Here is a 24627-nt window from a genome sequence, read left to right as displayed (position 1 = left end):
GCGGCTCGGCCCGCCAGCGCGTGCATTGGCCGCATCGGCGCGCCGGCCTAGCGCCCCGGCCCGGCCACCAGCAGGCGCCGGCTGAGTCGCTTGTGCAGGTGGACCATCAGGGCGATCCCGAACAGGGGCGTCAGCAGGTTGAGGATCGGGACGATCATCAGGCCGGCCAGCAGGCACCCGGCGCCGAGCGTCCGGACCGAGAAGGCGCGGCGCATCTCGGCGGCCTCGGGCAGGGAGCGGAACCGGGCCGCCGCCATCTCGAAATACTCGCGGGACAGCAGGTACGCGTTGGCCGCGAAGAAGGCCGCGATCCCGATCACCGGGACGAAGAAGATCACCAAGGCCGCGAGGTTCACCAGCAGCGTCACGCCGGCGAAGCGCAGGGCGTAGAGCATGGCGGTTCCGAACGGCATGGCGCGGCCGGGCGGCTCGTTCGGGAAATCGGTGCGCTCGACGATCTCGGCCGCGTCGTCCAGGAAGAAGCCCGCCACCAGGATCGAGACCGCCGGCATCAGGTAGGCGAGGGCCACGACCAGACCGAAACCCGCCAGGTAGTAGGCGAGGCTGTCGAGGATCGGGTACTGGGCGGAGATGTGATGGCTCGCCTGGAACGCCTGGATCAGCCGGGTCAGGCCGAGCCAGATCAGGAGCAGGAGCCCGACCGTCAGGCCGAGGGATTTCCACAGGATCGCGCGCAGCGGCGGCGAGAAGGTCTGGCGCAACGCCGCCGCGGCGGACTCGACGAGCATCGGGCGAGAATTCCGGCCTGCGCCGGAAGCGGCGCTGGCGCGTTGTGGAGCGGTGCGGCGGCCGGTGCAAGGTCGGGATCCGTCGCGTTGGCGTCGGGGTGCGGGGAGCACGCGTGCAGGACACGACAGGACAGGTCACGGCGCCCCGGGCGTCCGATCGCCGGTGGGTCGACCCGGTCGTCCGGCCCGCCTACAGGCCGCGCCTCGCGCCGCTCCCCGAGCGGCCGGAGGTGCTGGTGATCGGTGCGGGCGCCGCGGGCATCGGCGCGGCCCGGACCCTGGCGGCCCGGGGCGTGTCCGTCGCGGTGCTGGAGGCGCGGGACCGCGTCGGCGGCCGCGCCGTGACGGTGGCCCTGCGCGGGCACGCCCTGGATCTCGGCGCCCACTGGCTCCACGCCGGACCGATCAACCCCCTCGTGGCGCTCGGCCGTGCGCGCGGCGAGCGACTCCGCCGGGCCGCGCAGGAGAGCCACGTCTGGGTCGGGGGCCGGCCGGGTCGCGCCGACGACGTCCGGGCCAACGGGCGCGCCTTCGATCGCGCGGACCGCGCCATGACCCGCGGCGCGGCGCAGCCCGGCCCCGACCGGCCGGCCGCCAGCGCCCTGCCGCCCGGGCTCGGCGCCTGGGGCGACCGGGTCGCGCAGGTCCACGGCCTCGTCTCGGGCCGGCCGCTGGGGGAGGTCTCGCTCCACGACTTCCCCAGCATGGAATACGGCGACAACTACTTCCTGGCCGACGGCTACGGCAGCTACCTCGCCCGATTGGCGGACGGCCTGCCGGTGGCGCTCGCGACCCCGGTGACGCGGATCGACTGGTCGGACGGCCGCGTCCGCGCGACCGGCGCGGACGGCACCGTGTACGCCGCCCGCGCGGTGATCGTGACGGTGCCGATGATGGTGCTGCGGGACGGGCCGGCCTTCACGCCGCCGCTGCCGAACGCGGTCCGCGCCGCCATCGACGGCTTCACCACCGGCATCTACGAGCACGCGGTGCTGCACTGGCCCTCGAGCCCGTTCCGCGGCCGCGATCGGCTGGCGGCGATCCACGGCGGGCGGCGCGCGCCGCCGGGCCTCCTCACCCGCATCGACGACACGCCGTTCCACTATTACGAGCTCGACGTGCACGAGGCCGCGGCGATCGACGCCGCCGGGTCCGGCGCGGACGGCGTGCGCCGCCACGTCCGCGCGGTCCTGACCGAGCATTTCGGCCGGGCGCGGCTGCGCGACCTGACGATCCCGGCAGTGAGCGCGTGGCGCCACGACCGGTGGTCGCGCGGCTCGTGGGCCGTGGTCCCGCCGGGCCACGCGCCGGCGCGGCAGGCCCTCCGCGCCGCCGTCGCCGACACGGTCTGGTTCGCCGGCGAGGCCCTGTCCCGGGAGCAGTGGGGGACGGTCGGCGGCGCCTACGAGGAGGGCGTCCGGGCGGCCGAGGCCGTGTCCGCCATCGTACCGGACGGCGCCGGGAAGCGTATCCGGGTGGGCACAGGCTGAGGCGGGCAGGCCCCGGAGACGGCCGGGGCGCTTGCCGCAGCCGGACAAGACGGGCATCCCCCGGCCGAAACGCGACAGGGGGCGGCGATGGATTGGGTCGAGGGCATCGGCTATCTCGGGACGGCGCTGACCATCTCGGCGACGGCCATGAGCACGATGATTCCGCTGCGGATCATCTCGCTCTGCGCGAGCTGCGCCGTGATCACCTACGGCATCATGATCGGCAGCATGCCGGTCGTGCTCACCGAGCTGATCCAGATGCCGTTCAACGCCTACCGGCTCTGGCAGATGCTGCGCCTCGTCCGCGACGTGGAGACGGCGGCCGAGAACGATCTGTCCCTCGAATGGCTGCGGCCCTTTGGCTCCCGACGCCCGTTCGGCATCGGCGAGGTCGTGTTCCGCAAGGGGGATCTCGCCAACGAGATGTACTACATCGAGAGCGGCGTCTTCCGGATCCCGGAAGTCGACCTCGAGGTGCGCCAGGGCGGCATCGTCGGCGAGCTGGGGCTCCTGTCGCCGGGCAACGCCCGCACCGCCTCCCTGGTCTGCGTCGAGGCGGGACACGCGCTGTGCGTGTCCTACTCGGACGTGAAGCAGCTCTACTACCAGAACCCGGAATTCGGGTTCTACTTCCTCAAGCTGACGAGCGAGCGGCTCTTCCAGGGCGTGCAGGGCATGTCCAAGCCCAAGGCGGTGACCGGCGACGCGCTGTGAGTCGCCGCCGCCCGCGGCTCAGAGCATGCTCGGCAGGATGCGGTCCGGCGGCCGGTGGCCGTCCATGAACGTCTTGATGTTGATGATGACCTTCTCGCCCATGTCGGTGCGGCTCTCGTAGGTCGCCGAGCCCATGTGGGGCAGGAGGACGACCTTGCCCTGGCGGGCGAGCTTGACGAGCCGCGGGCTGACGGCGGGCTCCTGCTCGAACACGTCGAGGCCGGCCGCCGAGATCTCCCCGCCCTCGATCAGGCGCGCCAGGGCGTTCTCGTCGATCACCTCGCCGCGGGCGGTGTTGACCACGACCGCCTCGGGCTTGAGCAGCTTGAGGCGCCGCGCTGAGAGCAGATGGTACGTCGCGGGCGTGTGCGGGCAGTTCACCGACACGATGTCGACGCGCGCCAGCATTTGGTCGAGGGATTCCCAGTAGGTCGCGTCCAGCGCGCTCTCGATGGCGGCCGGCACCCGGCGGCGGTTGTGGTAGTGCACCTGCAGGCCGAAGGCGCGGGCGCGCTTGGCCAGCGCCTGGCCGATCCGGCCCATGCCCACGATGCCGAGGCGCTTGCCGGTGATGCGCCGGCCCAGCATCCAGGTCGGCGACCATCCGGTGGTCCACTCGTCGTCCGGGATGATCCGCGCGCCCTCGGTGACCCGGCGGGCCACCGCGAGGATCAGCGCCATCGTCATGTCGGCGGTGTCCTCGGTCAGCACGCCGGGCGTGTTGGTCACCGTGATGCCGCGCTCCAGCGCCGCCGCCACGTCGATGTGATCGACGCCGTTGCCGAAATTGGCGATCAGGCGGAGATTCGGGCCGGCCTGGGCGATCAGCCCGGCATCGATCTCGTCGGTCACGGTGGGGACGAGCACGTCGGCCTCGCGCAGGGCCGACGCCACGGCGTCCGCCGCCATCGGCGCGTCCTCGGAATTGAGCCGGACGTCGAACAGCTCGCGCATCCGCGTCTCGACGGCATCCGGCAGGCGCCGCGTCACGACCACCAGCGGCTTGCGCTTCGACACGTCTCTCTCCCCGTCAGCCCCGCGGCCCTGATTGCGGCTCGCGCCCGGCGGCTCCCGCCCGGACCGCGTCCCGCAAGCGTCCGTTAACCGAACTCGGCCAGACAGGATCGGTCACGGGGCGCCGGTTCCGGAGCCTGTTCCGACCCATCGGCCTCTCTACCAGAGGTGGGCCGGAACACAATCGGATGCGGAGCGGTCCGCGCGTCGAACCGGCCCCGCTTTCGACATGTCCGGCGCCCACCAACGCCACGTCTGGATAGGGAGACGACCATGCGCGTGTCACGCCTCAGCCTCGCCGTCGCGGCGGTGCTGGCCGGCGGTCTCGCGACCGGTGCCCGCGCGGCGCCGCCCGGAGGCCCCGAGGCCGGGATCGGGCCGGTGACCAAGCTGCCGCTGCCGCGCTACGCGAGCCTGAAGACCGATCGCGTCAACCTCCGCGAAGGCCCCTCCAAGGATCATCGGACCCTCTGGGTGTTCCAGCGGGCCGGCCTCCCGGTCGAGATCGTGGGCGAGTTCGAGACCTGGCGCCGGATCCGCGATTCGGAGGGCACAGAGGGCTGGGTGCTGCACTCGCTGCTGTCCGGACGCCGCACCGCGATCGTGAATGCCGGCCCCGACAAGGGTGTCGAGAAGGCGGCCGTGTCGCTGCGGGCCAAGGCCGATGACGGCGCCGACGACGAGGCCAAACTCCAGACCGGCGTGATCGGCAGCGTCAAGAGCTGCACCGGCACGTGGTGCCGCCTGATCGTCGCGCTCCCGAACAAGCGGGACGTCGACGGCTACATCCGCCAGAATCGCCTGTGGGGCGTCTACCCGAACGAGGTCGTGGAGTAACCGGCCGAGGTCGCGCGGCGGTCCGCGTTGTCTCGATCCGCCAGAAAGCGAAGGCCCGGACATGCCGGGCCTCGCGTCGTTTCCGAGGAAAGTCGGGCCCGGGCCTCAGCCCTGGCGGCGGCCCGCCGGGCGGGTGCGGCGCAGGCGCACGATCACCTCGACCCCGGCGATCTCCATGCCCTCGGGCGCCTCGGGCAGCGAATCGACCGTGATGCCGCAATCCGGCATGTCGATCACCTGGCTCTCGTCCTCCAGGTAGAAATGGTGGTGCTCGGTCGGGTTCGTGTCGAAGTAGGCCTTCGACCCGTCGAGCGCGAGCTGGCGCAGGAGCCCGGCCTCGGTGAACTGGTGGAGGGTGTTGTAGACCGTCGCCAGCGACACCGGCACCTTGGCGCGCATCGCCTCGTCGTAGAGCATCTCGGCCGTCAGGTGGCGGTCGCCGCGACCGAAGAGCAGCCAGCCCAGGGACAGGCGCTGCCGCGTCGGCCGGAGGCCGGCCCGACGCAGGCGGTCGCGCAGGTCGGACAGCGGGCAACCGCGGCGCGGAGTCCCGTTGGCCTCCAACTGGGGGGCGGGGACCCGGCCGTTGAAGACGGCCTGGAATGGCACCGGTTCGGACATTGCTGGACTGAACGCTCGACGAGGGGCCTGAGGGAACGGATGTCTCCTCAGTATATTGAAGTGGTCGGACAGTCGCAACCCGAGCGTTGCCGCGCGCCCGCGGCCGCAGGCTTTGAAGGCGCGGCGCCCCGTGCTAACTCGCGCGCCGGCCGACGGGCCGAGTATAGTCGCCCGCGGTGCGAAGATCGCGCACATCCGAGGAAACAGCCAACGCAATGCCGCCAGACGCCGAGACACAAGCGCAGGGTGCGAACCGCCGGTCGCACTATTCCTACGAGGATCTTCTGGCCTGCGGGCGCGGCGAACTCTTCGGATCCGGGAACGCGCAGTTGCCGCTGCCGCCGATGCTGATGTTCGACCGGATCACGTCCATCGGGACCGAGGGCGGCGCCCACGGCAAGGGGCACGTGACGGCCGAGCTGGATATCCGGCCGGACCTCTGGTTCTTCCCCTGCCATTTCCAGGGCGACCCGGTGATGCCGGGCTGCCTCGGCCTCGACGCCCTCTGGCAGATGCTGGGCTTCCATCTCGGCTGGCTCGGCTCGCCGGGCCGCGGCCGCGCCCTGGGCGTGGGCGAGGTGAAGCTCGCCGGCCAGGTGCTGCCGACGATCAAGAAGGTCGTCTACAACGTCGACGTGAAGCGGGTCCGGCAGGGCAAGCTCGTGCTCGGCATCGGCGACGGCTGGCTCGAGGCGGACGGCGAGCGCGTCTATCAGGTCCAGGACATGCGGGTCGGCCTGTTCCAGAGCTGAGCCGCGCCGCCGCGCGCCCGGTTCGCGGCTTCGCCGCAACGCCGGACGTTCTCGGCGGTTGAGATTGTGTCCGCGTCACCTTAGCTGACCGTGACGCGGCCCGGGCGACCGGGACCGCGACGGAGGTAGTGTCACCATCATGCGCCGTGTCGTCATCACCGGGATGGGCATCGTCTCGTCCATCGGCAACAACACGCAGGAGGTGCTCGCCTCCCTGCGCGAGGCCCGCTCGGGCATCGCGCGCGACGCCAGCTACGCCGAGCATGGCTTCCGCAGCCAGGTCTCCGGCGCGCCCACCCTCGACCCGGAGGGCGCGGTGGACCGGCGCGCGATGCGCTTCCACGGCGGCGGCACCGCCTGGAACCACGTCGCCATGGATCAAGCGATCCAGGATGCGGGCCTGGAGCAGGGCGACATCTCGAACGAGCGCACCGGCATCATCATGGGCTCGGGCGGCCCCTCGACCCGCGTGATCGTCGAGGCCGCCGCCATCGCGCGGGACAAGGGACCCAAGCGCATCGGCCCGTTCGCCGTGCCGAAGGCGATGTCGTCGACCGCCTCGGCGACGCTGGCGACGTGGTTCAAGATCCGCGGCGTGAACTACTCGATCTCCTCCGCCTGCGCGACCTCGAACCACTGCATCGGCAACGCCGCCGAGATCATCCAGGGCGGCCGGCAGGACATCATCTTCGCGGGCGGCTGCGAGGATCTCGACTGGACCCTCTCGGTGCTGTTCGACGCCATGGGCGCCATGTCGTCGAAGTACAATGACACGCCGTCCCGGGCCTCCCGCGCCTACGACGCCAACCGCGACGGCTTCGTCATCGCGGGCGGCGCCGGCGTGCTCGTCCTCGAGGAGCTGGAACACGCCAAGGCGCGCGGCGCCCGGATCTACGGCGAGGTCGCGGGCTACGGCGCCACCTCGGACGGGCACGACATGGTCGCGCCGTCGGGCGAGGGCGCCGTGCGCTGCATGCGCCAGGCGCTGGACGGGCTGAAGGGCGCGCGGATCGACTACATCAACCCGCACGCCACCTCGACCCCGGTCGGCGACGACAAGGAGATCGAGGCGATCCGCGAGGTGTTCGGCCGCGGCGAGGATTGCCCGCCGATCTCGGCCACGAAGTCGCTGACCGGTCACTCCCTCGGCGCCACCGGCGTTCAGGAGGCGATCTACAGCCTGCTGATGATGAACAACGGCTTCATCTGCGAGAGCGCGCATATCGACACCCTGGACCCGGCCTTCGCCGACATGCCGATCCTGCAGCAGCGCCGCGACAACGCGCAGCTCGGCCACGTGTTGACCAATTCCTTCGGCTTCGGCGGCACCAACGCCACCCTGGTCCTGAAGCACGTCGACGCCTGATCGACGAGCGCGGAACCGCCGGCCTGAGGCCGGCGTTTACCCGCTGTTGAGATCTGGTGGTGGCGATGGGGACTTTCATCTTCGGAACGCTGGGCGGCCTGATGATCGCCGGTGTTGCCGCAATCTACGCGAAGCAGATCGTGTTGGAGGAAGCGGATTCCCACACGGACGGGCATTTCTGAGCCCGGCCGCGACGCCACCGATGCCCCGCCCGCCGGCGGGGCTTTTTTTTGCCCGCTGCCGGCCGACGCCGCGTTTGGAACGCGGCGCGAGCCGCGTTAAGGCAGCCTGCCGCGGTTCGCTCGTCGCGACCCGGTCCGGGCCCGCTTCGCGAGTCCGGCGTGCTCGGTCAGGATGTGAGTCGGCATGACGGGTTTGATGGCAGGCAAGCGCGGCCTGATCATGGGCGTCGCGAACGATCACTCGATCGCCTGGGGAATCGCCAAGGCCCTGCACGCCCAGGGCGCGCGACTGGCCTTCACGTATCAGGGCGAGGCCCTGGGCCGCCGGGTGGCACCGCTCGCCGCCAAACTCGATTCGGACATCGTCCTGCCCTGCGACGTCGAGGATCTCGCCTCCGTCGACACGACCTTCGAGGCCCTCGACGCACGCTTCGACGGCGGCCTCGACTTCGTGGTCCACGCCATCGGCTTCTCCGACAAGGCGCAGCTCAAGGGCCGCTACGTCGACGTGACGACCCGCGAGAACTTCGTGCGCACGATGACGATCTCGTGCTTCTCGTTCACCGAGATCGCGCAGCGCGCGGCCAAGCGGATGAACGAGGGCGGCTCGCTGCTGACCCTGACCTACGGCGGCGCGACCCGGGTCATGCCGAACTACAACGTCATGGGCGTGGCCAAGGCGGCGCTCGAGGCCTCGGTGCGCTACCTGGCGAGCGACCTGGGCCCGGACGGGATCCGGGTCAACGCGCTCTCAGCGGGCCCGATGCGGACCCTGGCGGGCGCCGGCATCGCCGACGCGCGGCTCATGTTCAACCACCAGCGGGCCCACGCGCCGCTGCGGCGCACGGTCAGCCTGGATGATGTCGGCGGTTCGGCCCTCTACCTGCTGTCGCCGCTCTCGGGCGGCGTCACCGGCGAGGTCCACTTCGTGGATGCCGGCTACAACATCATCTCGATGCCGCGCCCGGACGTGCTGCAGGCGCAGGACGCGGCCGGCGTCGTCGGCGACGCCTGAGGCGCCTCACTCCTCCGGGATGCGACCCGGCGGGAGGGGACCGGCCGGTGTGCCGCGCTCGCCGCGGACCGACCGCCGCTCCCGCGCGGCGCGTGCCTCCTCGGGCGAGGGCGGCGCCGACGGGTAGTTCGACGCGAAGGGATTGGGCGGCGCCCCGCGCCCGGAGCCGCCGAACAGCTTGTCGAGGAAGCCCTCCTCGGCGCTGGCGGGAAGGGCGACCAGGAGAAGGGCGAGGGCGAGGATCGGGCGAAGCTGCATCGTCGTCGTCTGCGTGCCGGGACCGCGCCGGGTTAGGTCCACTTTCCGGCAGATCGGAGGCCGAAGCCCCGTCGCCTGGAACCCCGGCGCGTCCGGCGGGTTCGCGCTCAACGATGATTGGGCGCGTACAGGAGGCGTGATGTCAGAGGTTACCTATCACATCGTGGAGCACGACGGCGGCTTCGCCTACAAGGTCGGCGACGTGTTCTCCGAGACCTTCCCGAGCCGCGAGGAGGCGCTGCAGGCGGCGCAGGCGGCGGCGGCGGAGCAGCAGGTCCCCGGCTCGACCGAGGGGATCCGCTACCAGGATCAGGCCGGCGGCTGGCACGACGAGACCGCGCAGGGCAGCGACCGGCCCCGCGCCCGGGTCGTGGAGTAGCCGCGGCGGGCGGGGCGGACATGCGGCATCCGGGGCAACGACGGGGACCTTCGTGGCGCGCGCGCGGCGCGTGACCCCGGCCGCGGCGCCGGCCGGCCGCGAAGTGCCCGCCCTGCCGAAGGGCGCGCGCCGGACGACCCCGTCGCCGGAAACGCTGGCGGCGCTCGGCCCGGACCGGCTGATCGCGCTGATTCTCGGCGAGACTGGGCGCAACCCGGCCTTCAAGAAGCTGGTGAGCGCCGCCCTCGCCTCGCTCCAGGGCCCCGAGGCGGTCGCGGCGATCGTCGACCGGCGGCTGACGGCCCTGGAGGGCGCTCAGGGCTACATCGACTGGCAGAAGCGCCGGACCTTCGCGGCCGACCTGAACACGACCGTGACGGTGATCCTCAACGAGCTGCGGCCCCTCGATCCGGGGGCCGCGCTCGACCGGCTCCGGCGCTTCCTCGACGGTGCCGACGCGGTCCTGAACCGCGTGGACGACAGCACCGGCGCCGTGCAGGGGGTGTTCGACCGCGCCTCCGTGGCCTTCGTGGAGATCGCCGGCGCCCTGCCGCCGGAGGACGCCGCCGGCGTGGCCGCGCGCCTCGTCGAGCCGTTCGCAGCGGATCCGTTCGGCCCCCTCGGGACCGTCCTGGGCGACATGATCCCGGGGCTGCCCGAGCCGTCCCTCGCCGAGATCGACGAGCGACTCACCGCCGCCGCAGCGGCGCTGCCGCAGGGCGGCAATCCGAGGCGCGAGGCGACGCACCACCGGCAGGCGGCCCGGATCCAGATCCTGCGCCTGCGGCAGGCCATCGCCGACCGGCGCGGCGACCCGGACGCCTTCATCGCTCTGGAACGCGCGATGCTGCCGGGGCGGGAGAACCGCGTCGCGGTCGCCCGGCGGCTCCTCGACGCCGGGCGCCCTGCCGAGGCGCTGGACTGGATCCGGCGCATGCAGGACCCGGGCCTGCGCATCGCCACCCGGGCCGACCTGATCGCCGGCTTCGACCTGCGCGGACCGGAACGGGAGCGGCAGGCGCTGGAGATCGAGATCCTCGACGCGCTCGGCCGGGGCGACGAGGCGCAGGCCCTGCGCTGGGGCCGGTTCGAGCGCGAACTCGACGCGCCGATGCTGCGCACCTTCCTCGCCAAGCTGCCCGATTTCGAGGACGAGGAGGCGCTCCATCGCGCCCTCGACCACGCCGAGGCCTTCCCGCAGCCGCATCGGGCGCTCGCCTTCCTGGCAGGCTGGCCGGATCTGCGCCGCGCGGCCGCGCTGGTCGTCGCGCGGCCTGAGACCTGGCAGGGCGACCAGTACGCGGTGCTGGCGCCAGTCGCCGAGGCGCTGGCGCAGGATCACCCCCAGGCCGCGACGCTCCTGTATCGCCGTCTCCTCGACTCCATCCTCGAGACCGGGCGCAGCGCCGCCTACCCGCACGGGGCGCGCTACCTCGCGGAACTCGATGCCCTGGCGGGACGCCTCGCGGCCGGCGACGTCGATCCGGATCCGCGGGCCTACCGCGCGGCGCTCCGGCAGGCGCACGGCCGAAAGCACGGGTTCTGGAGCCTCGTGCGCGACTGAACCGGGCGCGCGGCCGGCTCAGTCCTCCAGCACGATGGCGTCGACCCGGTCCGGGTAGAACGCCACGTGGTCGCGGATCGCCGCGACGGCCGGGTACGGGTCCCCGTAGCTCCAGACCGCGTCGGGGCGCCGATCGCCGTCGACGACGAGGTCGAAATAGTGGGCGTCGCCCTTGTACGGGCAGTGGCTCGTCCGCGCCGAAGCGACGAAGCGATCGGCCCGGATATCGCTCCGCGGCACGTAGAACACCGGTGGGTACTGAGCCTCCTGCAGCCGCAGGGCGTTCCGGGTCTCGGCGACCGCGACGCCCGCCACGACGACGCGGACGCGGCGGGACTCGGGCTCGACGGTGATCGGGTGGTCCGGTCCGGGCAGCTTCATGGCGTGTTTCCTCCCTCGGGCTTCAGTTCGACGGTCCCGAGCGCGTCGGCGAGGCGCGTCTTCGCGGTCCCGGGCCGCAGGGGCTTCTGCTGGGTCTCGTGCGGCACCCAGCCCGAGAGCCACAGCACCTCGAAGGTCGCCCGCACGCGACCGTCCGGGTCCGAGAACCGCTCGGCGTAGATCTCGGCCATGCGCAGGAGCGTCGCGCGCCGGAGCGGCGTCCGCCGCCGCTCGGTGAGCACGTTGGTCATGCCCATGGTCCTCAGGTCGCGCATCAGGCCGAACGGGTCGGCGTAGCGGACCGTCAGCGTGTCGGTATCGGCCACCGGCAGCGCGAAGCCCGCCCGCTGCAGCAGGGCGCCGGCCTCGCGCACCGCCGCGAAGGGCGCCACGCGGGGGCTGACCCCGCCCTCGATCTCGCTCTCCGCCTGGGCGAAGCTCTGGCGCAGCTCGGTCAGCGTCGCGCCGCCGAGCAGGCAGCCGACGAACAGCCCGTCCGGCCGCAGGGCGCGGCGCAGCTGGATCAGCGTGCCCGGCAGGTCGTTCACGGCGTGGAGGGCCAGCAGCGACACGGCGAGGTCCAGGCTCCCCGTTGCCAGCGGCAACGCCTCGGGATCGCCGACGATCAGGTCGCCGCCCGGCTCGGGCAGGGCCGCGAGGCGGACCTGCCGTGACGCCGGATAGCGGGCGGCGAGCATCCGGGTCGCCGCGGGACGCGGCGTGGCGAGGTCGAGGACCGACACGAAGCTGCGCAGGACGGCGCCGAGCCGGTCGTCGAGATCCTCCACGAGGCGGTCGAGGAGGAAGCCCGGGTAGCCGCGGCGCGCGGCCCGAGCGAGGCGGCGGCGGGCGAGGGGCGTGTCGAACAGGGCGGCGGGAGCATCCATCGATGGGCAGATGGCATCTGCGACCGCGCCGCGCCACCGTCCCCGCGCACGGTCTCGTGAGCTGCGCTAGGATGCTGGAACGACTCGGGAGCGTCGCTGTTCCTGCTGCAACCGGCCCAACGGCCGAGTTCTCTCAGGGAGCACAGATCATGAAGCGCATGCTCGTCGGGGCCGCCGTGGCCCTCACCACCCTGGCCGCCGCGGGCGGCGCCGAGGCGAAAGGCTGCATCAAGGGCGCCATCGTCGGCGGCATCGCGGGTCACTACGCCGGCCATCACGGCCTCGTCGGCGCCGCGGCCGGCTGCGCCATCGGCCGCCACCGCGCCAATGCCCGCGACCGCCAAGTGGACCAGCAGCAGATGGCCCCGCAGGCGCGCCCCGTCTCGGCGCACTGAGGCGAGGCCCCGAGGCGGCGCGCTCCGCGCATGACGGTCCTCCAGGCCGTCGCCACGGCCCTGCGCGGCCTGCCGCGCGGGGTCCTCTCCCTGGTCTACCCGCCCACCTGCGCGGGCTGCGGCGGTGCCACCGCCGATCCGGGCGCCTTCTGCCCGTCCTGCTGGTCGAGCCTGCGCCTGATCGAGGAACCGGTGTGCCAGCGTTACGGCACGCCCTTCGCGGTCGACCTCGGGGTCGGCCCGCTCCTCTCGCCCCGCGCGATCGCGGAACCGCCGGTCTTCGGCCGCGCCCGGGCGGTCGCCCTCTACGATGCCGTCGCGCGGCGGCTCGTCCATCGTCTGAAATACGAGGACCGCCTCGATCTCGCCGGCGTCATGGCCCGGATGATGGCCGCGAGCGGCCGGACCCTGATCGCCGAGGCCGAGTGCCTCGTTCCGGTGCCGCTCCATCGCGGGCGCCTGTGGCGGCGGCGCTTCAACCAGTCCGCCCTGCTGGCGCGGGCGATCGCCGGTTCGGCGGGACGGCCGTGCGTCGCCACGGCCCTGGTACGCGTGCGCGCCACGCGGTCCCAGGTCGGCCTGAGCCGCGCGGCGCGGGCCGAGAACCTGAGCGGCGCCTTCCGGGTCGCGGTCGCCGAGCAGCACCGCGTCCGCGGACGGCGGGTTCTCCTCGTGGACGACGTCATGACCACCGGCGCCACCGGCAACGCGGCCGCACGGGCGCTCCTGCGCGGCGGGGCGACGTCCGTGGATCTCCTGACTTTCGCACTCGTCGGCGACACCGCCGGTTGAGGGTCGGCGGCCGCGGTGCCGGCAGCGGGACCCGCCTCAGCGCCCGGCCGGCATCCGCTCGGGGAAGCTCGCCGCCAGGGTGAAGTCGAACGCTTCCGCGATCCCCTCGTACCAGAGCGAGAACGGCGTCGGACGCGCGAGGTGCAGGGCGCCCTCGATCTCGCGACCCTCGTGCTGCAGGGCCGCCCCGTGCTTGGCCGCCAGCCGCAGCATCGGCCCGTTGCCCGACAGGCAGCGGACGTGGAGATCCTTGACCCCGCGATGCCGCGCCGAGCGGGCGATCCGGGCGAACAGGGCGGCACCGATCCCCTTCCGGCGGAAGGTCTGCTCGACCGCGAAGGCCGCCTCCGCGTGCGGCCCCAGGGCGTAGCGGGACGCGCCCGGCCCCATGGGCCGCAACTCGGCGAGACCGCGCAGCACGCCGCCCACGAAGGCGCCGTACATCACGCCCTCCGCGGTCAGTGACTGCGCGGCATAGGCCCGGACTCCGGCCTCGCTGACATTGCCCATGAAGCGGCTCGCCCGGGTCTCCGGATCCAGCCGCAGGAAGTAGTCGAGGACCGCCGCGCGGTCCGCCGGCCAGAGACGCCGGATGGTGTGGGCCGGCCCATCGAGGGCTTGTACCGCCATGATGAAGCTCCGGTTCGTGCGCGCTGCCGCGCGGGGTGACCCGGACGCTCCTCCCAAAAGTCCGCCGGGGTGTCGCATCTCCGTATTCATTGTGCAATGCAGCAGAGTGCTGGGCCGCCCGCGTGCCTGCCATGCGCGGGACCAATGAGACGCGTCGATGGGACGCTTCCCTGCGGCTGTTCGGCCGCGGGCTTGATTCAGGCCGAGCTTGCGCGGCACTGGAACGGGCCCCGGGTCGTTGACCGCCGACGCGGGCGCGGGGGGTGCCGAACCGGTGCCGCGATCAGCAGCGAGGAACCGGCGGCGTGAACGACAGATCCGGCAAGTCCATCGCACCGTCGCCGGCGGCGCTCGCCGGCGCGGTCTCACCCGGCCCGGTCCACGAGCGCTACGAGGCGCTGGTGGCCACCGGCGCCATCGAGCGCGATCCGGCCCAGGCGCACTTGGTGCGCGCCCTCGACCGGCTGGTCCTCGACCTTCAGCGCCGCAAGCGGGCCAGCAAGACGAGCGCCCTGGGGTGGCTGTTCCGCCGCAAGGACGAGGCCGAGGCGATCAAGGGCCTCTACATCTGGGGCTCGGTCGGGCGCGGGAAGACCATGCTGATGGACCTGTTCCACGAGTCGGCGCCGGAGCCGAAGCGGCGGGTCCATTTCCACGGCTTCCTGGCCGACGCGCACGAGCGCATCCACGCCTACCGGCAGGCGCTTAAGGCCGGCACCGTCAAGGGCGACGACCCGATCGGCCCGGTGGCCGACCAGCTCGCCGACGAGGCGACCCTGCTGTGCTTCGACGAGTTCACCGTCACCGACATCGCCGACGCGATGATCCTGGGGCGCCTGTTCAACCACCTGTTCCGGCGTGGCGTCACCGTCGTCGCGACCTCGAATGTCGAGCCCGACCGGCTCTACGAGGGCGGCCTCAACCGGGCACTGTTCCTGCCCTTCGTGGCGACTCTGAAGGAGCGCGTGGACGTCGTCCGGCTCGATTCGCGGACCGACTTCCGACTCGAGAAGCTCGGAGGCGCGGCCGTCTACCATGTGCCGGCCGACTCGGCGGCGCGCGCGGCCCTCGACGCCGCCTTCAAGGCCCTGACCGGCAAGACCCGCGGCCTCCCGACGACGGTCACGGTCCACGGCCGGGCCGTGGCGGTTCCCGAGCAGGCCACCGGCGTGGCCCGGTTCGGCTTCGACGATCTGTGCCGCCAACCCCTCGGCGCCTCCGACTACATGGCGCTCGCCCGCGCCTACCACACGGTGATCCTGGACGGGATCCCGGTGATGGGGGAGGCGGAGCGGAACGAGGCCAAGCGCTTCATCACGCTGGTCGACACGCTCTACGACCGGCACGTGAAGCTCGTGGCCTCCGCGGCGGCGGAAGCGCAGGACCTTTACACCGCACAGACCGGCCGCGAGGCCTTCGAGTTCGACCGGACCGTCTCGCGCCTGATCGAGATGCGGTCGCGGGAGTATCTCGGCCAGCCGCACGGCCGGCCCGATTCCGAGGCGTCGGGCGCCACCACCGGGCTGGTGGAGACGTGAGCGCCCCGTCGCGTGCCGGATCGATCTTCGGGCTGCGTCGGCGCAACTGGCGCGGCGCCGGCCCGCTGGGCTGGCTCCTGGGCTCCCCGGCCGCCTTCATCCTGCTGATCGTCGCCCTGGGCAGCGGCACGGCCAACTACGTGACCGGCGAGACCGACCGGGCCGCGACCGCCCGGGCGAACGCGACGATCGCCGGGATCGAGCGCCTGATCTCCGAGGTCAAGGACCTGGAGACGGGAGAACGCGGCTTCGTGCTGGTCGGCAGCGAGGATTACCTCCGCCCCTACACGGCCGCCCTCACCAAGATCGACACGGAGCTGACCGGCCTCGGCGCCGCCGCGCAGGAGCCGGTGCGGGCCGGCGGTCCGTCGCTCGCCGGGCTGATCGCGCAGAAGCGCGACTTCGCCGCCCGGGTGGTGGAGGCGCGGCGGAACCGGGGCTTCGACGCCGCCATCGACCTCGTCCGGACCGGCGAGGGCAAGCGCCTCATGGACGCGATCCGCGCCGAGGCGGCGGCCCGCCAGGACGCGACCCTGCAGCAGCTCGCCGCCCTGCAGGCGCGCGAGGGCTGGCGCGGGCTCCTGCTGTTCCTGCTCTCCGCCGCGGCGGCCCTCGGAGCGATCGTGCTGCTGGCGCGCCTCGCCCTGGTGCGACGGCAGGAATCGCTGCGCATGTCGCGCCTCCTCGACGGCGTGCTCGCCAACGCGACCGTCGGGCTCGGCTTCCTCGACCGCGACCTGAAGATCCGTCACATGAACCGGGCGCTCGCCACCATGAGCGAGCGCGGTTTCGGGGCCGATCTCGGCGCGCCGATCTGGGCCATGCTCCCGACGCTGCGCGGGGAGCTGGCCCCGAAGCTGGCCGCGGCCCTCGAGGAGGGCCTGGTCTCGCCGAACGTCCCGGTCGCGGTGCCGACCCCCTCGGCGCCGGGAGGCGTGCGGCACTTCTCGATGAGCTTCTATCCGCTCCGGGGCGAGGAGAGCGCGGCGGCCGACCGAAGCGTCGAGGGCGTCGGCCTCGTGGTGGTCGACGAGACCATCCGCCACCTCGCGGAAACCCGATTGCGGCGGAGCGAGGAGCGCTTCCGCTCGCTGATCGAGGCGAGCGCCGCCATCGTCTGGACCGCCAACCCGGAAGGCAGCCTGCACCGCCGCCAGACCGCCTGGACCCGCTTCACCGGCCAGGACGAGGCCGCCTACGCGGGGCTCGGCTTCCTCGACGCGGTTCACCCGGAGGACCGTGCGCACACTCGCGCCGCGTGGGCGAGCGCTGTGACCAGCCTGGAACCCTACGCCACCGAGCATCGGCTCCGCGCCGCCTCCGGCGCCTACCGGCACATGAGCGTGCGCGCCGTCCCGATCCTCGAACCCGACGGTGCCCTGCGCGAGTGGGTCGGGACCCACACGGACATAACCGAGCGCAAGGAGGCCGAGGCCGCCATCGAGGCCGCGCGCGCGGCCGCCGAGGCTGCCAACGCGGCCAAGAGCCAGTTCCTGGCCAATATGAGCCACGAGCTGCGCACGCCGCTCTCCGCGGTGATCGGCTATTCCGAGATGGTGCAGGAGGAGCTGGAGGATATCGGCGAGGCCGATCTCGTCACCGACATGAAGAAGATCGAGACCAATGCCCGCCACCTCCTCGGCCTGATCAACGACGTGCTCGACATCTCGAAGATCGAGGCCGACCGGGTCGAGATCTTCGCGGAGGATTTCGACGTCGCCAGCGTGGTGCAGGAAGTGGCGGTCACGGTCGAGGGGCTCGTCGCCAAGAAGGGCAACACCCTGGCGCTGGAGCTGGAGCCGGACCTGGGCAGCGCCCACACCGACGTCACCAAGCTTCGGCAGTGCCTGATCAACCTCCTGAGCAACGCCGCGAAGTTCACCGAGGACGGCCGGATCACCCTGGCGGTCGCCCGCGCCGACGGCGCCCTGCGCTTCTCCGTGACCGATACCGGCATCGGCATGACGCCGGAGCAGGTCGGCAAGCTGTTCGAGCGCTTCACCCAGGCCGACGCCTCCACGACGCGCCGGTTCGGCGGCACCGGCCTCGGCCTCGCGATCACCCGGGCCTTCGCCGAGATGCTGGGCGGCGCGATCGCGGTCGAGAGCCGGGACGGGGCCGGCACGACCTTCACGCTGACGCTGCCGGCACGCTTCGAGTCCGGCGCGGGCGAGGACGCTGAGCCGGCCGCCTCGGATGCCGGCGACCGCGGGACGATCCTGGTGGTCGACGACGACGCCGCGACCCGCGATCTGCTGGCGCGCTTCCTGGAGCGCGAGGGCTTCGCGGTGACGGTCGCCGAGGACGGGCGGCGCGGGCTCGATCTCGCCCGCAACCTGCATCCCCGGGCCGTGCTCCTCGACGTCACCATGCCGCAGATGGACGGATGGGCGGTGCTGCGGGCCATCCGGGCCGATCCCGACATCGGCGCGACGCCTATCGTGATGGTGACGGTTCTGGACGAGCAGAACCTCGCCTTCTCCCTCGGCGCCACCGACTACCTGCAGAAGCCGATCGACTGGGGGAGCCTGCGCCAGATCGTCGACCGGTTCCGCCTCGCCTCGGGCGACGGCGCGATCCTCGTGGTCGAGGACGAGGCCGACGTGCGCGATCACGTCTGCGCCTATCTCGCGCGCGAGGGCTTCCCGGTCCGCGAGGCCGAGAACGGCATGCGCGCCCTCGAATCCCTCGAGGCGGAACGTCCGTCCCTCATCCTCCTCGACCTGATGATGCCGGAGATGGACGGCTTCGCGTTCCTCCGCGCTCTCCGGGCCCGTCCGGACAGCCGCGACATTCCGGTGGTGGTGCTCACCGCCAAGGACATCACGGCCGAGGACCGGCGCCGCCTGGCCGGTCAGGCCGACCGGGTGCTCGCCAAGGGCTCGACCGGACTCAACGAACTCGCCCGCGAGCTGCGTGCCCTGGTCCCCGCGACGGACGACGCGCCCCCGGCGCCATCCGCGCTCGGCTGAGCACGCGCGCGCGGCAGGACGGCGCGGCAGTACTGGTCCCGGATCAGGGGCGGGTGCCGCGTCAGAGACCCCGGAACGCCAGCGTTAGCGCGCCGACGGCGATCCCCCAGAGGGCCAGCGTCGACCAGATCGCGCGGTAGCGCTCATTGCGGGCGAAGCGCTCCAGCCGGCGGGCGTCGTCCGTCCCGGTCTCGTCGAGGCGGACCAGGACGCGCTTCAACCGCATGGCGAGGTCCGGAATGTCACCGACGACGTCGGAGACCACCTTGAGTGCTTCAAGGCCGCTCTGCGCCCGGCCGACCGGCCCCATGTTCCTGGCGATCCAGGCGCGCACGACCGGCTCGGCTGTGGTCCACATGTCGAGACGCGGGTCGAGGGAGCGGGCGACGCCCTCCACCACCACCATGGTCTTCTGGAGCATCACCAGCTCGGTGCGGGTGCTCATGTCGAAAAGGGCCGTGATGTCGAACAGCAGCGTCAGGACCTTGGCCATCGAGATCTCGTCGGCCCGGCGCTGGTGGATCGGCTCGCCGATCGCGCGGATCGCCTGCGCGAAATCCTCCACGGAGTGGTGGGCCGGCACGTAGCCCGCCTCGAAATGAACCTTCGCCACCCGGCGGTAGTCGCGCAGGATGAAGCCCAGCAGGATCTCGGCGAGGAAGCGGCGCTCGTTCGGGCCAAGGCGGCCCATGATGCCGAAATCCACCGCCACGAGGCGGCCCTCGGCGTCGACCAGCAGGTTCCCCTGGTGCATGTCGGCGTGGAAGAAGCCGTCGCGGATCGCGTGCCGCAGGAAGCTCTGGATGATGGTCCGCCCGATGGTCTGCGGATCGTGCCCCTGGGCGGCGAGCTCCGCGGCGCTGTGCAGGCGGGTCCCCTCGATCCACTCCGCCGACAGCACCTCGCGGGCGGTCAGCTCCCATTCCGGCCTCGGCACGCGGAAGTCGGGATCGTCCTTGGTGTTCTCGGCGAGTTCGGACGCGGCCGCCGCTTCCAGGCGGAAATCCATCTCCATCAGCACCGAGCGGGCGAGGATCTCCACCACCTCGCGCGGGCGCAGCCGCTCCGCCTGCGGAGACAGGGCGTGCACCACGCGGGCCATGAAGCGCATGACCTCGAGGTCGCGCATGAAGCGCTCACGGACGCCGGGCCGCATCACCTTCACGGCGAGCGCGCGCTGCGTGCCGTCGGGATCCTGCACGATCGCCTTGTGGACCTGCGCGATCGAGGCGGCCGCGATCGGCTCGCTGAACGAGACGAACAGGGCGCTCACGGGCTTGCCGAGGGCGGCCTCGACCGTGCGGAGCGCGACCGCCTGCGGGAAGGGCGGCACCCGGTCCTGCAGCTTCTCCAGGTCGAAGGCCGCGCGCACGCCGACGATGTCGGGCCGCGTCGCCAGGAACTGGCCGAACTTCACGTAGGACGGGCCGAGGCGGGTCATGGCCGCCGACAGCCGCGCGGCCCCGTCGTCGAGGCCCGGCCGCTCCAGAGAGCGCCCGATCCGCAGCGCGAGCCGCAGGTGCGGCGGCAGCTCGGAGGGGTCGGCGAAGGCGAGGGCGCCCTCGCGGGCCAGCACGAAGCCGACCCGCGCGCCGCGGAACAGGTTGACGGCCGCGCTGATCACCGGTGCTGGCTCCCGTCGCGCGCGCCGGCGGTCAAGAGACCTTCCAGCCCGAATGGATCGCCACGATCCCGCCCGTGAGCGCCCGGTCGGTGACGTGCCGGAAGCCCGCGCGCTCGATCATCCCCGCGAAGGCGCCGCGGGTCGGGAACTTCCGGATCGATTCGACGAGGTAGCGGTACGACTCGGCATCGCCGGCCACCCGGGCGCCGATGCGCGGGATCACGTTGAACGAGTAGGCGTCGTAGATCCGGTCGAGCAGCGGGATGTCGACAGCGGAGAATTCCAGGCAGAGGAAGCGCCCGCCGGGCCTCAGCACCCGCCGCGCCTCGGCGAGCGCCGTCTCGATCCGCGGGACGTTCCGGATGCCGAAGGCGATCGTGTAGGCGTCGAAGGTCGCGTCGGGCAGCGGCAGGGCCTCGGCGTTGCCGGTCACGAAGGCGATCCGGTCGCCGGCCTCGTCGACCTTGCGCTCCCGCGCCCGCTCGGCGCCGACCCGCAGCATCGACTCGTTGATGTCGAGGACGGTGACGCGGGTGCGCGGACCGCCCGCGGCCAGCACGCGGAAGGCCACGTCGCCGGTGCCGCCGGCGACGTCGAGATGCGCGAAGGCGCGGTTCTGCGGCGGCCGCAGCATCGACACGAGCTGCGCCTTCCAGGCCCGGTGCAGGCCCGCCGACATCAGGTCGTTCATGATGTCGTAGCGGCGGGCGACCGAGTGGAAGACGCTGTCGACGCGCCCCTGCTTCTCGTCGAGCGCAACGCGCTCGTAGCCGAAATCCGCGCTCGCGCGCTCAGACGCCCCGTCTCCGGCCTTCATGACGCTCCCAATCCTCGATGGGCGCGTCATAGCGAAGGTCGCGCCCGACCGCCATGCGTCGAAACACGCGGCTGGGGATCGACCCCGGTGCTGCGACGCGCCGCAGACGTGCCTCAGCCGACCCGTGCGCGGAGCGCGTCCGCCACGGCGCTGGCCATGCCGCGCGTGCCCATCGGGTTGGAGCCCTCGCCTGCGATGTCGGCGGTGCGCGCGCCGCCCGTCAGGGCGTCCGTGATGGCGCCGTCGAGGGCGTCGGCGGCGTCGCCGAGGCCGAAGGAGTAGCGCAGGCACATGGCGAGCGAGCCGATCATGGCGATCGGGTTGGCCTTGTCCTGGCCGGCGATGTCGGGGGCCGAGCCGTGGACCGGCTCGTAGAGCGCGCGGCGCAGGCCGCTCGCGTCGACCGCGCCGAGCGAGGCCGACGGCAGCATGCCGAGGGAGCCGGTGAGCATGGCGGCGATGTCGGAGAGCACGTCTCCGAACAGGTTGTCGGTGACCAGAACGTCGAACTGCTTCGGCCGGCGCACCAGCTGCATGGCGCAATTGTCGGCCAGGATGTGCTCGAGCTGCAGGTCGGCGTAGTGCTCGGCGTGCACCTTGGTGACGACCTCCTTCCAGAGGACGCCCGACTTCATCACGTTGTGCTTCTCGGCCGAGGCGACTCGGCCCGAGCGCTTGCCCGCGAGGTCGAAGGCCACGTGGGTGATCCGCTCGATCTCGCCCGTCGTGTAGACCTGGGTGTCGACCGCCCGCTTGGAGCCGTCCTCCAGCGTGGCGATCTCCTTGGGCTCGCCGAAATAGACGCCGCCGGTGAGCTCGCGGACGATCATGATGTCGAGCCCCTCGACCAGCTCGCGCTTCAGCGCCGAGGCCTCGGCCAGCGCCGGGTAGCAGATCGCCGGGCGCAGGTTGGCGAACAGGTCGAGTTCCTTGCGCAGGCGCAGCAGGCCGGCCTCGGGGCGGTTCTCGTAGGCGACGCCGGCCCATTTGGGACCGCCGACCGCGCCGAGCAGGATCGCGTCCGCGTCCTTGGCGCGCTGCAGGGTCGCGTCCGCCAGCGGGACGCCGTGCGCGTCGAGGGCAGAGCCGCCGACCAGGTCGGTCTCGGTCTCGAAGGTCGCGAGACCGGTCTCCTTGAGGGTGTCGAGCACCACCTGCATGCCGCCGGCGACCTCCGGGCCGATCCCGTCGCCGGGGAGGAGCAGGAGCTTGTAGCTGGCCATGACGGTCTCGCGGTTCTGGTCTCGACGTGCGGGCGGGCTTTATCGAGGCTGCACCGTCATTGGCAAGCATCGGGAAGCCGCCCGCGCCCACGCGGGGCAGATCGCGACCTCGGTCAGAGGACCGCGACCCGGCCGATGGTGATGTCGGAAAAGCCGCCCACGACCTTCACCCGCTCGGCGGCGACCGCTTCCGCGAGGATGGGCCCTGTCCGCTCCGGCCGCCGGACACTGTGCCGGACGTCCTGGGCGACGGTCCCGGCGAGAGGATCCTGCGCCCGCACCTTGACGGTCAGATGCACCTTCGGGCGAATCGCGTCGAACCGCGCACGAGGCCGGGGCCGCCCGGCAGATTCGGGTCGGCGACGATCTCGCGGCGCTGGTCCTCGCGGCGCTGGTCCTCGCGGCGCTGGTCCTCGCGGCGCTGGTCCTCGCGGCGGCACCGACCGTGACCGTCCTGGCCCGCGCGTCCTGACGCCGGTCTCGCTTGTGTTCCGGCCGCCGCAGGGATACCTACGGGCGGCACCGCGCCGTGAGAACGTCCCGCGCGGGTCGCCGACAGGAGAGACGAGCCTTGGCCAGAGCCGGCTCAGCGATCGAGACCGCCCGCGCCGCCTCTACGGCGCTTCGGTCCCGTGCGCGCCGCTCCGGGCTCCTTCTTCCGCTCCTGCTTACCCGCCCCTGAGGGCCGTCCGGGCGCGCGCCTGGGCCTTCAGGGGAGTTCTTTCATTCGCGAATCCGCCCGCGAGGGCACCACGCCGCGCCGCGCCATCACGAGCCGGGCGGCCCGCGACAGGGTAATGCCATGACCACGACCAGCACCGCCTCCGCCCGCGACCGGATCCTGATCTTCGACACCACGCTGCGCGACGGCGAGCAGTGCCCCGGCGCCACCATGACCTTCGACGAGAAGCTCGCGGTCGCCGAACTCCTCGACACGATGGGCGTCGACATCATCGAGGCCGGGTTCCCGATCGCGTCGAACGGCGATTTCGAGGCGGTCTCGGAGATCGCCCGCCGGACCAAGCGCGCCACCATCGCGGGCCTCGCCCGCGCGATCCCTGCCGACATCGCCCGGGCCGGCGAGGCCGTGCGCCACGCCAAGCGCGCGCGGATCCACACCTTCGTGTCGACCTCGCCGATCCATCTCGCGCACCAGATGCGCAAGAGCCAAGACGAGGTCGTCGAGATCATCCTGAAAACCGTGGCCCAGGCCCGCGACCTCGTCGAGGACGTGGAGTGGTCGGCCATGGACGCGACCCGCACGCCGCTCGACTACCTGTGCCGCTGCGTCGAGGCGGCGATCAAGGCCGGCGCCGCGACGATCAACCTCCCCGACACGGTCGGCTACGCCACGCCGTCGGAGTACCGCGACATGTTCGCGAACGTCCGCGAGCGCGTGCCGAACGCCGACAAGGCCGTGTTCTCGGTCCACTGCCACAACGACCTGGGCCTCGCGATCGCCAATTCCCTGGCGGGCATCGAGGGCGGCGCCAGGCAGGTCGAGTGCACGATCAACGGCATCGGCGAGCGGGCCGGCAACGCCGCGCTCGAGGAGATCGTGATGGCGCTGCGCACCCGCGCGGACGTGCTGCCCTACGAGACCGGCGTCGAGTCGACCATGCTGACCCGCGCCTCGAAGCTCGTGAGCCACGCCACGAACTTCCCGGTGCAGTTCAACAAGGCGATCGTCGGCCGTAACGCCTTCGCACACGAGAGCGGCATTCACCAGGACGGCATGCTGAAGAACGCCGAGACCTACGAGATCATGACCCCGGCCTCCGTGGGGCTGACCAAAACCTCCCTGGTGATGGGCAAGCACTCCGGCCGGGCGGCGTTCCGCTCCAAGCTGGAGGATCTCGGCCTGCACCTGTCGGACAACCAGTTCCAGGACGCCTTCGACCGGTTCAAGGCCTTGGCCGACCGGAAGAAGCACGTCTACGACGAGGACATCGAGGCGCTGGTCGACGAGAACCTCGCCACCGCCCACGACCGGATCCGGCTGGTCTCCCTGTCGGTGATCGCCGGCACCCGCGGACCGCAGCGCGCCACGCTGCGCATCGCCGACGAGACCGGCACGCGGATCGAGGAGGCGGACGGCAATGGGCCGGTCGACGCGGTGTTCAACGCGATCTCGGCGCTGGTTCCGCACCAGGCGCAGCTGGAGCTCTACCAGGTGCACGCCGTGACCGGCGGGACGGACGCGCAGGCGGAGGTGTCGGTGCGCCTGCGGGACGGAGAGCGGAGCGTCACCGCGCGCGGCGCCGATCCGGACACGCTAGTGGCGTCCGCGAAGGCGTATCTCTCGGCGCTGAACAAGCTGTCGGCCCATTCCGTGCGCGTGCATGCACAGCATGCGGCGGCAGAATGAGAAAAAGAGGCGGCCGGGGGTGGACAGGCCCCGGCCGCGTTGGTATCAGCCCGCCACCC

At 72.2% G+C, this 24627-nt stretch carries 24 protein-coding genes; 13 read left to right on the top strand and 11 right to left on the bottom strand.

Going from position 1 to position 24627, the window contains the following annotated elements; genetic code table 11:
- Nucleotides 1-47: 47 nt before the first annotated feature.
- Complete coding sequence (locus tag LOK46_RS14630; RefSeq protein ID WP_273564430.1) at nt 48-749, bottom strand: sulfate transporter family protein; 702 nt, start codon at nt 747-749, stop codon at nt 48-50.
- 230 nt (nt 750-979) lie between these two features.
- Here LOK46_RS14630 and LOK46_RS14625 point away from each other — a divergent pair, with 230 nt between their 5' ends.
- On the top strand, nt 980-2239 hold the full coding sequence (locus LOK46_RS14625) for a flavin monoamine oxidase family protein (protein WP_273564595.1): 1260 nt from the start codon (nt 980-982) through the stop codon (nt 2237-2239).
- 87 nt (nt 2240-2326) lie between these two features.
- Nucleotides 2327-2953 (top strand): Crp/Fnr family transcriptional regulator, encoded by a 627-nt coding sequence (locus LOK46_RS14620; protein WP_273564429.1) that lies wholly within the window; start codon nt 2327-2329, stop codon nt 2951-2953.
- 18 nt (nt 2954-2971) lie between these two features.
- Here LOK46_RS14620 and LOK46_RS14615 read toward each other — a convergent pair whose 3' ends face one another.
- Complete coding sequence (locus tag LOK46_RS14615) at nt 2972-3970, bottom strand: 2-hydroxyacid dehydrogenase (RefSeq protein WP_273564428.1); 999 nt, start codon at nt 3968-3970, stop codon at nt 2972-2974.
- 270 nt (nt 3971-4240) lie between these two features.
- Between LOK46_RS14615 and LOK46_RS14610 the strand changes: the two genes are divergently transcribed.
- Nucleotides 4241-4804, top strand: coding sequence for an SH3 domain-containing protein (locus LOK46_RS14610; RefSeq protein WP_273564427.1), 564 nt, complete (start codon nt 4241-4243; stop codon nt 4802-4804).
- A 105-nt stretch (nt 4805-4909) separates the two neighbouring features.
- Here the strand turns inward: LOK46_RS14610 and irr are convergent, their stop codons facing one another.
- Entirely contained in the window at nt 4910-5425 is a 516-nt protein-coding gene (irr, locus tag LOK46_RS14605) for a Fur family transcriptional regulator Irr (RefSeq protein WP_273564426.1), read from the bottom strand.
- A 215-nt stretch (nt 5426-5640) separates the two neighbouring features.
- Here irr and fabA point away from each other — a divergent pair, with 215 nt between their 5' ends.
- From fabA to fabI, 3 genes are all read left to right on the top strand, one after another.
- Nucleotides 5641-6177, top strand: coding sequence for a 3-hydroxyacyl-[acyl-carrier-protein] dehydratase FabA (fabA, locus tag LOK46_RS14600; protein WP_020092118.1), 537 nt, complete (start codon nt 5641-5643; stop codon nt 6175-6177).
- Between the two features lie 139 nt (nt 6178-6316).
- On the top strand, nt 6317-7543 hold the full coding sequence (fabB, locus tag LOK46_RS14595) for a beta-ketoacyl-ACP synthase I (RefSeq protein WP_273564425.1): 1227 nt from the start codon (nt 6317-6319) through the stop codon (nt 7541-7543).
- 366 nt (nt 7544-7909) lie between these two features.
- On the top strand, nt 7910-8740 hold the full coding sequence (gene fabI / locus LOK46_RS14590; protein ID WP_273564424.1) for an enoyl-ACP reductase FabI: 831 nt from the start codon (nt 7910-7912) through the stop codon (nt 8738-8740).
- A gap of 6 nt (nt 8741-8746) precedes the next feature.
- Here fabI and LOK46_RS14585 read toward each other — a convergent pair whose 3' ends face one another.
- The gene (locus LOK46_RS14585) at nt 8747-8998 is read right to left on the bottom strand and encodes a hypothetical protein (protein WP_273564423.1); all 252 of its coding nucleotides are present in this window, start codon (nt 8996-8998) and stop codon (nt 8747-8749) included.
- Between the two features lie 139 nt (nt 8999-9137).
- Here LOK46_RS14585 and LOK46_RS14580 point away from each other — a divergent pair, with 139 nt between their 5' ends.
- Nucleotides 9138-9377, top strand: coding sequence for a DUF2188 domain-containing protein (locus LOK46_RS14580; protein ID WP_273564422.1), 240 nt, complete (start codon nt 9138-9140; stop codon nt 9375-9377).
- 52 nt (nt 9378-9429) lie between these two features.
- Nucleotides 9430-10941, top strand: coding sequence for a DUF6880 family protein (locus LOK46_RS14575; protein ID WP_273564421.1), 1512 nt, complete (start codon nt 9430-9432; stop codon nt 10939-10941).
- An 18-nt stretch (nt 10942-10959) separates the two neighbouring features.
- Here the strand turns inward: LOK46_RS14575 and LOK46_RS14570 are convergent, their stop codons facing one another.
- Together LOK46_RS14570 and LOK46_RS14565 are read right to left on the bottom strand one after the other, a co-directional pair.
- Entirely contained in the window at nt 10960-11322 is a 363-nt protein-coding gene (locus tag LOK46_RS14570) for a DUF427 domain-containing protein (RefSeq protein WP_273564420.1), read from the bottom strand.
- A complete protein-coding gene (locus tag LOK46_RS14565) occupies nt 11319-12209 on the bottom strand; it encodes a methyltransferase domain-containing protein (RefSeq protein WP_273564419.1) in 891 nt (296 codons plus the stop codon). Before LOK46_RS14565 ends, LOK46_RS14570 begins: the two co-directional genes overlap by 4 nt.
- A gap of 149 nt (nt 12210-12358) precedes the next feature.
- Here LOK46_RS14565 and LOK46_RS14560 point away from each other — a divergent pair, with 149 nt between their 5' ends.
- Nucleotides 12359-12604 carry a hypothetical protein gene (locus LOK46_RS14560; RefSeq protein WP_273564418.1) on the top strand — a complete coding sequence of 82 codons (246 nt, stop codon included), beginning with the start codon at nt 12359-12361 and terminating at the stop codon, nt 12602-12604.
- A gap of 30 nt (nt 12605-12634) precedes the next feature.
- Nucleotides 12635-13396 carry a ComF family protein gene (locus LOK46_RS14555; RefSeq protein ID WP_273564417.1) on the top strand — a complete coding sequence of 254 codons (762 nt, stop codon included), beginning with the start codon at nt 12635-12637 and terminating at the stop codon, nt 13394-13396.
- A 36-nt stretch (nt 13397-13432) separates the two neighbouring features.
- On the opposite strand, the gene LOK46_RS14550 is transcribed toward LOK46_RS14555, so the two are convergent.
- Nucleotides 13433-14026 (bottom strand): GNAT family N-acetyltransferase, encoded by a 594-nt coding sequence (locus tag LOK46_RS14550; protein ID WP_273564416.1) that lies wholly within the window; start codon nt 14024-14026, stop codon nt 13433-13435.
- 305 nt (nt 14027-14331) lie between these two features.
- On the opposite strand from LOK46_RS14550, the gene zapE reads away from it, so the two are divergent.
- Both zapE and LOK46_RS14540 read left to right on the top strand, forming a co-directional pair.
- Nucleotides 14332-15564, top strand: a complete 1233-nt coding sequence (gene zapE / locus LOK46_RS14545) for a cell division protein ZapE (RefSeq protein ID WP_273564415.1) — start codon at nt 14332-14334, stop codon at nt 15562-15564.
- Nucleotides 15561-18536, top strand: a complete 2976-nt coding sequence (locus LOK46_RS14540) for a response regulator (protein ID WP_273564414.1) — start codon at nt 15561-15563, stop codon at nt 18534-18536. The genes zapE and LOK46_RS14540 overlap by 4 nt, the downstream gene beginning before the upstream one ends.
- A 61-nt stretch (nt 18537-18597) precedes the next feature.
- Here LOK46_RS14540 and ubiB read toward each other — a convergent pair whose 3' ends face one another.
- The 4 genes from ubiB to LOK46_RS14520 form a co-directional block, all read right to left on the bottom strand.
- Complete coding sequence (ubiB, locus tag LOK46_RS14535; protein WP_273564413.1) at nt 18598-20160, bottom strand: 2-polyprenylphenol 6-hydroxylase; 1563 nt, start codon at nt 20158-20160, stop codon at nt 18598-18600.
- A gap of 31 nt (nt 20161-20191) precedes the next feature.
- Nucleotides 20192-20977 (bottom strand): bifunctional demethylmenaquinone methyltransferase/2-methoxy-6-polyprenyl-1,4-benzoquinol methylase UbiE, encoded by a 786-nt coding sequence (ubiE, locus tag LOK46_RS14530; RefSeq protein WP_273564412.1) that lies wholly within the window; start codon nt 20975-20977, stop codon nt 20192-20194.
- A gap of 113 nt (nt 20978-21090) precedes the next feature.
- Nucleotides 21091-22200: a 3-isopropylmalate dehydrogenase gene (leuB, locus tag LOK46_RS14525; protein ID WP_273564411.1), complete on the bottom strand. Its 1110-nt coding sequence runs from the start codon at nt 22198-22200 to the stop codon at nt 21091-21093.
- Between the two features lie 113 nt (nt 22201-22313).
- Nucleotides 22314-22499 carry a hypothetical protein gene (locus LOK46_RS14520; RefSeq protein ID WP_273564410.1) on the bottom strand — a complete coding sequence of 62 codons (186 nt, stop codon included), beginning with the start codon at nt 22497-22499 and terminating at the stop codon, nt 22314-22316.
- Between the two features lie 503 nt (nt 22500-23002).
- Between LOK46_RS14520 and LOK46_RS14515 the strand changes: the two genes are divergently transcribed.
- On the top strand, nt 23003-24568 hold the full coding sequence (locus tag LOK46_RS14515; protein WP_273564409.1) for a 2-isopropylmalate synthase: 1566 nt from the start codon (nt 23003-23005) through the stop codon (nt 24566-24568).
- Nucleotides 24569-24627 lie beyond the last annotated feature (59 nt).

Source organism: Methylobacterium sp. NMS14P, assembly GCF_028583545.1.
Classification (GTDB): Bacteria; Pseudomonadota; Alphaproteobacteria; order Rhizobiales; family Beijerinckiaceae; genus Methylobacterium.
The sequence above is the reverse complement of the archived record's forward strand: the minus strand, read 5'-3'. Positions and strand labels throughout refer to the sequence as shown.